This is a genomic window from Candidatus Equadaptatus faecalis, from assembly GCA_018065065.1.
GTDB classification, from domain to species: Bacteria; Synergistota; Synergistia; order Synergistales; family Synergistaceae; genus Equadaptatus; species Equadaptatus faecalis.
In genome coordinates this window covers 1-10,568 of sequence record JAGHTZ010000047.1, presented here as the reverse complement: position 1 = coordinate 10,568, position 10,568 = coordinate 1, and the positions used below count along the sequence as shown (strand labels likewise).

Here is a 10,568-nt window from a genome sequence, read left to right as displayed (position 1 = left end):
AAGAAAAAGAGAAACGCCGATACGGCGTTCATAACCGCCGAATGGCGGAAAGTCCACGGAACGGCGCAGGAAATTGCGTCTGCAAAGATTTCCCAGCCCTCGAGCAGATATTCGCAGAAACCGGCAATATGACCGCCGAAAGGCAGTCCGAAAAGCGCCGGAAGCGAGCAGACGGCAAGCAGCGGGAAAAGCAGGGCAAAAACAGGAACGGCAAAAACGTTCATAAAGAGCCCCGCCGCAGGTATCTGTTTGAAGCTGAAAGCGGACTGCGCCGCCGTGACAAACCATACGAGCATTGAAACGAGGCTTGCGGAAACAAAGCCGTAATTTCCCGCACAGGAAGTGATAAAAAGCGCCGACAGGACGGAAAGTCTGAACCCTGCGTCGTAATAGCTGAACGGGTTTATCAGAAGCAGTATTATTCCGGCAAGCGACACGCTGTTGAACGGCGATACAGGCGCACCTGCGCAGAGAGAAAGAAGGGCGAACTGCAGCATGAACGCCGCGCGCAAAGCCCCGGGCGCACAGCCCGAAAGCAGGACGTAAGTCCATACGAGCAGGGAAATGCCGAAAATTCTGTACTTTTTTCTGCGGAAAATAAAATATCCTATTCCTGCAAGAATTCCGACGTGAAAACCCGAAACCGCAAGCAGATGGCTCGTGCCCGATTTCACGTGCAGTGCTGAAAGCTCCCTGCTCCGTTCGCCTAAGGTTATCGCCGCCATATACTGCGCGCATCTTTCGGGTAGCCTTTCCTTTATCCGCCTGTCAAGAGCATTTCTCATGCGGTAAAAGACGTTCGGTCTGCCTGCGGTTTCAAGCTTAAACAGCGTGCATTTCTTTGCGGCGCCCTTGCCTTTCCAGAATTTTTCCTCGTCAAAGCCGCCCTGTTCAGCGGCTTTTTTGAAATCAAAGACAGCCGCTTCAAGCCGCACCTCTGCTCCCGTTTCGGGCGCATGCTCCAAATCCGTGTACGCGGCTACCCTGCCGTACTCGGTTGAAATCAGCACGGCGCAGCGCTTTTCGCCCCACTGGCGCACGCTCCGCACGACGCCCGTACAGTTCAGGGTGCCGGGCATTTCAGGCTTGAGGTGTATTCTGTAAAGAGATACGGAGGAAAAAACGAGAACGAAAAACAACGCAAGAGCAAAAAGAGACAGCCAGTTTTCAAGAAACCGTCTGCTTCCGCACAAAATCCAGGCGGCGGAAAGAAATACAGCGGCGGAAAGCGAAACAACGAAAGAACAGCCTGCCCCGTCAGCGAAAAACGCGCCGCATATTCCGAGAAACACGGCAAACGCAGGCGCAGAAGAAAGGGGACAGACTATGCCGTCAGTCTCCGAGCGTAAGTCTGTCCCTGATTTTTTCATATTTTTTGGTGCCTATTCCTTTTACGAGAAGAAGGTCTTCAAGGCGGGAAAAATTTCCGTTTTCCCTGCGGTAATCAACGATGGAAGCCGCCATTTTGGGTCCTATTCCCTTTACGCTTTCAAGCTCTTCCTGAGTTGCCGTGTTCAGATTGATTTTTGTGCCGGAATCTGCCGCAGAGCTTCCGTATTCCCTGTACGCGCCGGATCTTTTTCCTGACGAACTTCTGCGCGACGCGCTTCTGTAACCCTTCTGAGCGGTTTCAACACACGAGGGGAAATTAAGCTGCTGTCCGTCTTTAAGTCTTCCCGCAAGGTTCACCGCGCTTTTGTCCGCATCCTCCGTAAAGCCTCCTGCCCGTTCAAGCAGCTGATAAACGCGCGTGTCGTCAGGAACCCTGTACACACCGGGCTTTTTCACCGCGCCGTTGACGTAGACCACTATGTCGCCGTAAGAAGGAGAGGCCTGACGCGAATTTTCTCCGCTTTCAGAAACTTCAATGCTCTTTTCAACGGTTTCGCCGTCAGAAAACTTGTCGGTCAGCGCACTGCCGCCGAAATTGTGCAGAAGCACGGAAAACAGCAGAAGACAGGATACTCCGGCGGCGGCTAACAGCCCTTTTCCGCGTTTCATTGCTGAATTCTTTCTCCTTCAAGCGACCAGTGGCTTGCGCGCGTAATTTTGACGGAAAGAGTCTTTCCAAAATCGGCTTCGCTTCCGTGAAGGATTACAACCTTGTCGGACATCGTGCGCCCCTGAATAAGCCCCTCACCGCGCGGCGCAAAACCGTCGGCAAGTATCTGAAGCGTGCGCCCCGTGTATTCTTCGTTAAGTTCTCTCGCCAGCTGAGACTGCATATCGTTTATCTCGTTCAGGCGGCGCGCCTTGACGCGGTTGTCTATCTGGCAGTCCATAACCGCCGCCTTTGTTCCCTCGCGCGGCGAATATGCAGCCGTGTGGACTATGTCAAAGCGCAGTTCCCTGAGCATATTGTAGGAATCCCTATATTCTTCCTCCGTTTCGCCCGGAAAACCGACTATCAAATCGGTGGTGAGCATGACATCCGGCAGGGTTTCGCGTATTTTTCTGACAAGTCCGCTGTATTTTTCAACCGTGTAGCCGCGGTTCATCTCTTTGAGTATCCTGTCGTTGCCCGACTGGACGGGAAGATTTATCGAACGGCAGATACTCGGCGTTTCAGCCATAACCTGCAGAATGTCCTCGTCAAAATCCTTCGGGTGCGACGTTGCAAAACGCAGTCTCGTAATGCCGTCGATCTCCGAAACGTCTTTCAAAAGCTTCGCGAAGGTGTAATCCTTCGTATCCTTTCCGTAGGCGTCAACGTTCTGCCCGAGCAGCGTAATTTCGCTTGCACCCGACGCCGCCAGCGTGCGGCACTCCGCGAGAATATCCTCATGCCTGCGCGACTGAAGCCGTCCGCGGACGTAAGGCACTATGCAATAACTGCAAAATCTGTCGCATCCGTAGCTTATCGTGACGTACGCCTTGTACGGGTTTGTCCTCGCGAGAGGCGCAACCTCCAAATCCTGAAGCGCGCGGGGGTCGTCGTCCATGAAGAAACGGCTTTCTCCGTCTTTGAACACGTCCTCAATGCCCTGCGGAACAAGCCCCAAATGGCGTGGCCCCGAAACAAGCTTCACGCACGGGAAGCGCTTCGCCGTCTCCCGTCCTATTCTCTGAGCCATGCAGCCGATAAGCACTACAACGGGCTTTTGTCCGTCTGCCTTGTAACGCAGATTGTAGCGGCCTATTTCGCTTATAACCTTCTGCTCCGCCTTGTCGCGTATGCTGCATGTGACAAGCACGACAAAATCCGCGGAAGCATCGTCCGTCTCCTCCCAGCCTCTGTGCACGAAAGCCGTGCGAAGCCTGTCTCCGTCATATACGTTCATCTGGCATCCGAATACCCTGACAGCAAACCTGAGCAAGAAAATTACCTCTTTTCATTAATTCTTGTGTAATTATATCAAAATAACGCTATAATTTATACGGAGTGATTGAAATGAAGAAATTTTTTGTCATACTTTCCGTGCTTGTGCTGTTCACGGCACAGGCATACGCGGCAGACGCCCCTCTCGTTGAAGTTCTGACAGGCAAAAACATCGGGCTTCCCGACGTTGAAGGCTGGTTTAACTATGACGCGCGGACAACAAAGCTCAACACCGTTTCAGGCTGCAAAGGCGAATGGATTGAACGCGACTACAGAACGGCGCAGGGCGTTCCCTGCCATGCCGTAAGAATTAACGGCGCCGCTCCCAAGGGCTGGAAAGCAAAACAAATCAGCGGAACCGCTGACGACGGGCTGTTCGGCGAAGGCGCGGTGTTCAAAAGCCTCACGGTATGCGGCTTTGCGGCGGAATTTGACAGGCACCCGTCGCGCGGCTGCTCGCTCGCCGTCCGTCTGCCCGACAGCGTTCTGACACTCGAATCAAAATACGCTTCCGAAACGGAAATAACTCAGATTGCCGAAACGCTGATTAAAAAAATCACAGGGAAATAAATTACAAAATAAAAAAACGTCCGCGAAGCGGACGTTTTGTTTGCGAGTGGTGGGCCTACCAGGAATCGAACCTAGAACCATCCGGTTATGAGCCGGGAGCTCTGCCAATTGAGCTATAGGCCCGCAAAATTATTCTGTTTTAGGATAAATGGCACCGACCGGACACGCCTCCATGGCGTTTTTAACCTCAGGAGAGTCGCTCTGCGCCTTTACCGTGCTTTTGCCTGCGGCTTCGTCAATTTCGAAAACCTCAGGGCAGAGCTGCGCGCAGATGCCGCATCCGATACATTCGTCGACGTTGACCTTGACTTCCATTGTCATCAACTCCCAACGGACGGGTATTGTACTCTAAAACTTTGATTTAGTCAAATTATTTTTTTTATTTCTGCGGCTTAATCGTCGCAGGCGACGGAAAGCTTTGCCGCGCCTTCGGATTCCGTAAGCCTGAGCAGCGTTTTGTAGCCGCTGACAGCCTTTTTCTGCGGCTTGTCGGCTGTAATAAACAGCCCCGTACCGACTATTTCAGCCTCAAAATGCCGCGCCATAAGCTGCATACCGGCGGCAGTGCTTCCGCCTCTCATAAAGTCATCGATAATAAGCACCCTTGAGCCTTTCTGTATCTGCTTCGTACCCATGTACATCGTGCGGACTTCGCCGTTTGCAGCCGGATAATGAACAGCCATTGCCGCCCCGTCGCTCGGACGGTTTCTGAAACGGCAGACCGTGAGAGGACAGCCGAGCGCATACGCCGTAAAAAGAGCAACTGGAATACCCTTAACTTCGGTGGTGACTATTATGTCCGGCTTTGCGTCAACAAAAAGCGACGCCATTGACAAACCGAGAGGAAGCGCCGTAACAGGGTCAAAAATCAGGTCGTTGTAATAAATCAGCCCGCCGGGAAGATATCTGTCGGGGTCCGAAAGCTTTTCGGCGGTTTCTTCAAGCACCGCCCTGCGGTATTCGGGCGTACACTCGGGCAGGAAACGCGCTCCCCCGCTGCGCCCCCTTTCAACCTGAACGGCGCCGAAACCGTCTGCGGCGAATGCCGACGCCACGACCTCCATATCGTCGCTCACAACGGTTTTTGAGACGCTGAATTTTTCCGCAAGCTCCGTAACGGAAACAGGCTTTGACGGCGTCATAAAAAAATTTGACACCATTCTCGCGATTCTCTCCGTTCTCTGTCCTTTCATATCTATACCAGCCTTTCCGCCGCAAGAACAAAATCCTGCGCGCCAAATATTTTTTCCAGTCTGTCCAGCGTTTCGTCCTGCGCCGTGAAGAACATCGCGCTTCCGCTTCCGCACATTCCCCAGGCAAGAGCCCCTTCCCCGTCCGCAATGCCAAAAGCGGTATTGTACTCCGGATGCTCACAGAGCGCAGGGGCAAGAAAATCGTTCGGAAGAAGCCCTGCGCGGCCGTTCTGCAAAAGTTTTTTTACAATTCCGCGCGCCTCAGCCGCAAAATCCGCGTCCTCAGGACAGAAATTCCCTCTGTATTCGTCGAGCTTACGGTAAGCGGCAGGCGTTGACGAGCTCCATTTCGGGAAAACAAGCAGCCACGGAAGCTTAATTTCTTCAGCAAGCGGAAAAAGCTTCTCCCCTGCCCCTTCAGCGTAATTCAGCGTGTTGTCCTGAGCGAGCGTCAGGACGTCCGCACCGAGCTTTGCAATCTCGTCCGACGTATAGGTCAGTCCGCAGTTTTCCTTAAGCCACACAAGCAAAGCCGCGGCGTTTCCGCTTCCGGCGCCTATTCCAGAGCCCTGCGGATAACGCTTTGAAAGCTTAATTTCAAGCGGCGGGACTGAAATTTTCCGCGAAGCAAATTCAAGCACGGAATCAAGCAGATTTTTGCCCTGTATCTCCGCGCCTTCCACCGTTATGCTCCCTTTTCCGCTTTCCGCACGGCGTACGTCAAGCAACTCCGCCCCCGCCTTCTTCCAAAAAACGGTGCGAAGCTCGTGATAACCGTCGGATCTTCTGCCGAGCACGTGAAGCGTGAGATTTATTTTTACGGGACAGTACATTGCTCCAAACTTCTCTCAACAAAGCAATGCCCCTGTACGGGGCATCACGCTGTGATTTTAATATATTTTTTCCCCTGTTTCGCAGAGGACAAGCTCAACGTCGTGCGTCAGCAGGTCAATGTAGCGGAAAGAAACAACCGTGTCCGTCTTCTCAAGATGAAGTGTGAAAAGATTTGAATAGACAGCCTCAATAACGGCAACGTCGTCCTTCGACCTTCGTCTGCCGTTCGCCGCATGGTAGAAAACGCGTTTTCCGCAATGCTGACCGACAATACTTTTGAGCTCTTCCTGTGTTACAGCCATATACAAACCTGCCTCTGTATAGTTATGATACGGATATTATACGCAGAAACAGCCTGAAAGTCAAGAATTATACGGAATTTATACTCTGTTTGGAAATAAATGTAAGGGCTTTTTAATAAGACGTATATTTATGGAAAAGTCCGTCCGTAAAAGAGTTTTCTTGCAGACAAACGCCTCAAACTACCGGCTGCCTGCGAACTTTTTCAAGTACCGCACAGCAAAAGTGTCAGTCGGCAGTATTACTTGCAGCCAGCCTGTAGCGTATAGCATATAGCCTATAGCTCGTCTTTTATACCAGTTCAGTCCAGATTCTGTTGGCGACTCTCATTCCCGCCTGTGTCAGCGCAATGCGCTCAGGCGTGACGGAATACAGTTCGCACGGGAAATTTTCAAGCACGGACAACACGTATTTTTCCGCTGCTTCCCCGTATTTCGCGCGGTATTTTGCCCTGTCTATTCCTTCGGTCATGCGAAGCTGAAGCACGGAAGCCTCCCTCGCACCTGCGTCCGGTTCAAGTTTTTCCCTGAAAACAACTGCGTTTCCCTTTTCGGCGACAAGCGCGCAGTATTCCTCAAAACCGCTTTCGTTCGTGCAGCGCACTCCGTCAAGATAGCCGGAGGCTGAAATTCCGGCGCCGAGATAATCTCCGCCTCTCCAGTAATTCAGGTTGTGTCTGCTCTCTTTTCCCGAAAGCGCAAAATTCGCGACCTCGTACTGCACGTAACCGCGTTCAGGCAGATATTCCTGTGCAAAAAGATACTGCCCGTATCCCTCAGGCAGTTCAAAACCGCGGGAGGCAAACGGCGTTCCCTCCTCAATCGTCAGCTGATAGAGCGAAACATGCGAAAGGCCAAGCTTTACGGCTGTTTCAAGCGTGCTTTTCCATTTTGAAAGCATCTGTCCGGGAATCCCGAACATAAAATCGGCGTTCACGGAAAAACCTGCCTCAACGGCGTTTTCAACCGCCTCAAGCGCACGTTTTGAATCGTGCAGACGGCCGAGAAATTGCAGTTCTTCGTCGTCAAGGCTCTGCACACCGAGACTGACGCGCGAAACACCGGCGGACTTCCAGAACGAAAGCAGATCCTTCGTCAGCGAATTCGGGTTCGCCTCAACGGTAAATTCCGTACAGGCGGACAAATCCATATTCCTTTCAATAATTTCGGAAAGTGTTTCCCATTGAGAAAGCGAAAGACAGGACGGCGTGCCTCCGCCTATGTAAAGCGTCCGCGCGGAAATGCCGCCGAGTTTGGAACGCCAAAAGGCAAGTTCGTCAGCGAGCCTGCCCAGATAAAGGTCCTTTGCCCCGTTCCCCCGCGCGTAGCTTATGAATGCGCAGTACGGGCATTTTCTTTCGCAGAAAGGGATATGCAGATAGACGGAAAGCTCCGCCACGCCGTTATTTGTCCTCCGTTTTGGTAACGTCCATAAAGGCGAGGAACGCTTCCTGCGGAATGGCAACGTGCCCGATCTGCTTCATTCTCTTCTTGCCTTCCTTCTGCTTTTCAAGCAGCTTGCGTTTGCGCGTAATGTCTCCTCCGTAACACTTTGCGAGAACGTCCTTGCGCACCGCCTTAATATTCATGCGGACGATAACCTTCTTGCCGACAGCCGCCTGAATGGGAATTTCAAACAGCTGGCGCGGAATAAGCTCCTTAAGCCTGCCGACAACGGCGTGTCCGCGTGTGTACGCCTGATCCTTGTGGCAGATAAACGAAAAAGCGTCAACAGGCTCGTCCTGAATAAGCATGTCAACCTTCACAAGCTCCTCTGCGCGGAAACCGATATGGTCGTAGTCAAGAGACGCATAGCCGCGCGTACACGACTTAAGCCTGTCGTTGAAATCAAGAATAAACTCCGCAAGCGGCATGTCGTAGGTAAGGCGGACGCGCTCCGGCGTGAGATAATCCATGCCGACGTACGTGCCGCGTTTCTCCTGGCAGAGCTTCATAGCCGCGCCGACGAAACTGTCCGGCATAAAAATCGAAAGCTTGATATACGGCTCGCGTATTTCCTCTATTCTGACGGTATCTGGGAAATCCGAAGGCCTGTGCGCCTCAATAACGCTGCCGTCCGTCAGGGCAATCTGATAGCTGACGTTAGGGGCGGTCGCGACAAGGTCAACGCCGAACTCGCGGCTGAGACGCTCCTTTGAAATCTCCATGTGAAGAAGCCCGAGGAAACCGCAGCGGAAACCAAAACCGAGAGCCACGGAATTTTCAGGCTCAAAGAAAATTGACGAATCGTTAACGCTCAGCTTCTCCAAAGCATCGCGAAGCTGATTTATATTCTCGCGCTCAACGGGGTAAAAGCCGCAGAAAACGACAGGCTTCACCTTGCGGTAGCCGGGCAGAGCCTGAGCGGCGGGACGCGCGCTGTCCGTAATCGTATCGCCGACGTGCGCCTCGTCAAGAGACTTGAGACTTGCCGTAATATAGCCGACTTCCCCGGGTCCGAGGCTGTCAACCTTCTGCATCTGAGGCTTGAAAACGCCCACCTCGTCAATCAGGTAATCGCGCCCCGTAGCCATAAAATGCACCTGCTTGCCCGTACGCAGAACGCCGTTCACAACGCGGACGTAGCAGATAATTCCGCGATAATTGTCATAAACGGAATCAAAAATCAAAGCCTGAAGCGGAGCGTTCTCATCGCCCGAAGGCGCGGGAACCTCCTTTACAATGCGCTCAAGCAGCTCGGGAACCCCCTCGCCCGTCTTCGCGCTGATATTCACGGCATCGGAAGCGTCAATACCAACAATATCGCGAAGCTCCGTCTTCACCTCGTCGGGATGCGCCGACGGCAAATCTATCTTGTTAAGCACAGGAAGAATTTCCAAATCAAGGTCAACGGCGAGATAACTGTTCGCAACCGTCTGAGCCTCAACGCCCTGAGTGGCGTCAACAACAAGAACGGCGCCCTCGCACGCGGCGAGGGAACGCGAAACCTCGTATGAAAAGTCAACGTGCCCCGGCGTGTCAATCAGATTGAGGATATAATCCTTCCCGTCCTTCGCACGGTAATTCATACGCACGGGGACAAGCTTAATCGTAATGCCGCGTTCGCGCTCCAAATCAAGCATATCCAAAAGCTGCGCCTGCATATTGCGCTTGTCAACCGTCCCAGTCTCCTCAAGCAAACGGTCGGCAAGCGTGGACTTGCCGTGGTCAACGTGGGCTATGATACTGAAATTCCTTATGCGCTCAAGATCCAAACCACTCAGCTCCTTAACGGCAATATTTTACAGCAAACAGCGGCAATGTGCAAAACGCAAACGGCTGAAAAATTTTCTGCAAAAAAACAACAGAGGGGCAAATTTGCATTCCTGCATTTCCCAGTCTTTTTCTCCGTACAAAGTCTCTCTTAACCTGGGGGTTACCCCTCGGGTTATTGCTTATACGTAACACACGAAACAAATAGAATTTACAAGTTAAGTATTTGCAGACATCGGAGCGTCTCAGCCATTCAGGCAATATAACTTATTGCGCCTTAAAAGCACAAAACTTTCCAAAACTTTTGAAAACTTTTCGGGATTTTTCTATTTCTTTTTCATTTCTGCCCATGTTACAAATTTCTTATTCTATGAACATTATAGTGCAGAGGGTGACGGGAAACAGAATTGTTTTTTTAATCCTGTTCCGGCTCGGTGGTTTTGAAACGTTGGGATGGCTTAGCAGAGCCTGCACTTCCTTTCGTTTCCTGCTAAAGCTTCCGGGTTTTGTCACTTTTACGCATTACGTGATGCGCGCACCTTTGGTGGTAAGCCCGCTGCCCATACGGCTACAGGGTTTAAGCACTTCGGTAACGTTCTCCGGCGGAGTTCGGGCTTAAGCTCTTATACGCGAGGCCTCTGTGACCAAGGTGTGAGCAGGGAAAGCAAGAGCCCTGCGGCTTCGGAGGAAAATGAACGGTGCTCCCAGTAAGAAGTAATCCGGAGTTAAGCTTTAAGCCTTAAGCTTTAAGCGTTAAGCTGCAAGCAAAAAGAAGTGAAAAGATTTTATTTTTATCACGTTATTCTGCTTACGGCTTGTTGCTTACTGCTGAAAGCTATGTTTATTGTACCCAAAATCAAATTTTACAGGAGGAAACTATCCAATGAAAAAGAAAACGAAAAGAATAGAAAAAGAAATTGGAAAATCACACAGACGCGTTGCACGTGAAGAACGGCTGAAAGAAAAGAAGAAACAGGGTCCGAAAAAACGCAGCAATGGAAACGGGCTTAAGAAAAACATTAAGCACAAAAAGCTGCTCGATTTTCAGGTTGCGGGACAGCGCAGTCTGAAATTCTGCAAAATAACTCCCTACACAAGGGAAGTGAAAAAATTTCTCGGAAGCGCGGCTCTTAAAATCAT

At 51.6% G+C, this 10,568-nt stretch carries 11 protein-coding genes and 1 tRNA gene; 2 read left to right on the top strand and 10 right to left on the bottom strand.

The window, feature by feature from the left end:
- The 3 genes from KBS54_03775 to miaB form a co-directional block, all read right to left on the bottom strand.
- The coding region (locus tag KBS54_03775) for a ComEC/Rec2 family competence protein (protein MBQ0055249.1) at positions 1 to 1,370 on the bottom strand (1,370 nt) is incomplete at its 3' end.
- The gene (locus KBS54_03770) at positions 1,333 to 2,001 is read right to left on the bottom strand and encodes a ComEA family DNA-binding protein (protein MBQ0055248.1); all 669 of its coding nucleotides are present in this window, start codon (positions 1,999 to 2,001) and stop codon (positions 1,333 to 1,335) included. The genes KBS54_03775 and KBS54_03770, both read right to left, overlap by 38 nt.
- Positions 1,998 to 3,317, bottom strand: a complete 1,320-nt coding sequence (gene miaB / locus KBS54_03765) for a tRNA (N6-isopentenyl adenosine(37)-C2)-methylthiotransferase MiaB (GenBank protein ID MBQ0055247.1) — start codon at positions 3,315 to 3,317, stop codon at positions 1,998 to 2,000. Before miaB ends, KBS54_03770 begins: the two co-directional genes overlap by 4 nt.
- A 74-nt stretch (positions 3,318 to 3,391) precedes the next feature.
- Here miaB and KBS54_03760 point away from each other — a divergent pair, with 74 nt between their 5' ends.
- Positions 3,392 to 3,889 carry a hypothetical protein gene (locus KBS54_03760; GenBank protein ID MBQ0055246.1) on the top strand — a complete coding sequence of 166 codons (498 nt, stop codon included), beginning with the start codon at positions 3,392 to 3,394 and terminating at the stop codon, positions 3,887 to 3,889.
- A 47-nt stretch (positions 3,890 to 3,936) separates the two neighbouring features.
- On the opposite strand, the gene KBS54_03755 is transcribed toward KBS54_03760, so the two are convergent.
- The 7 genes from KBS54_03755 to lepA all read right to left on the bottom strand — a co-directional run bounded on the left by KBS54_03755 (position 3,937) and on the right by lepA (position 9,430).
- A tRNA-Ile gene (locus tag KBS54_03755) sits at positions 3,937 to 4,012 on the bottom strand.
- 6 nt (positions 4,013 to 4,018) lie between these two features.
- Positions 4,019 to 4,204, bottom strand: a complete 186-nt coding sequence (locus KBS54_03750) for a ferredoxin (GenBank protein ID MBQ0055245.1) — start codon at positions 4,202 to 4,204, stop codon at positions 4,019 to 4,021.
- Positions 4,205 to 4,281: 77 nt separating this feature from the next.
- Positions 4,282 to 5,082 (bottom strand): pur operon repressor, encoded by an 801-nt coding sequence (gene purR / locus KBS54_03745; protein ID MBQ0055244.1) that lies wholly within the window; start codon positions 5,080 to 5,082, stop codon positions 4,282 to 4,284.
- A 2-nt stretch (positions 5,083 to 5,084) separates the two neighbouring features.
- Positions 5,085 to 5,915 (bottom strand): hypothetical protein, encoded by an 831-nt coding sequence (locus tag KBS54_03740; protein ID MBQ0055243.1) that lies wholly within the window; start codon positions 5,913 to 5,915, stop codon positions 5,085 to 5,087.
- Between the two features lie 57 nt (positions 5,916 to 5,972).
- Positions 5,973 to 6,218 carry a Veg family protein gene (locus tag KBS54_03735; protein MBQ0055242.1) on the bottom strand — a complete coding sequence of 82 codons (246 nt, stop codon included), beginning with the start codon at positions 6,216 to 6,218 and terminating at the stop codon, positions 5,973 to 5,975.
- Positions 6,219 to 6,507: 289 nt separating this feature from the next.
- Positions 6,508 to 7,614 carry a radical SAM family heme chaperone HemW gene (hemW, locus tag KBS54_03730; GenBank protein MBQ0055241.1) on the bottom strand — a complete coding sequence of 369 codons (1,107 nt, stop codon included), beginning with the start codon at positions 7,612 to 7,614 and terminating at the stop codon, positions 6,508 to 6,510.
- A gap of 4 nt (positions 7,615 to 7,618) precedes the next feature.
- Positions 7,619 to 9,430: a translation elongation factor 4 gene (gene lepA / locus KBS54_03725; protein ID MBQ0055240.1), complete on the bottom strand. Its 1,812-nt coding sequence runs from the start codon at positions 9,428 to 9,430 to the stop codon at positions 7,619 to 7,621.
- Positions 9,431 to 10,311: 881 nt separating this feature from the next.
- Here lepA and KBS54_03720 point away from each other — a divergent pair.
- The coding region (locus KBS54_03720; GenBank protein ID MBQ0055239.1) for a hypothetical protein at positions 10,312 to 10,568 on the top strand (257 nt) is incomplete at its 3' end.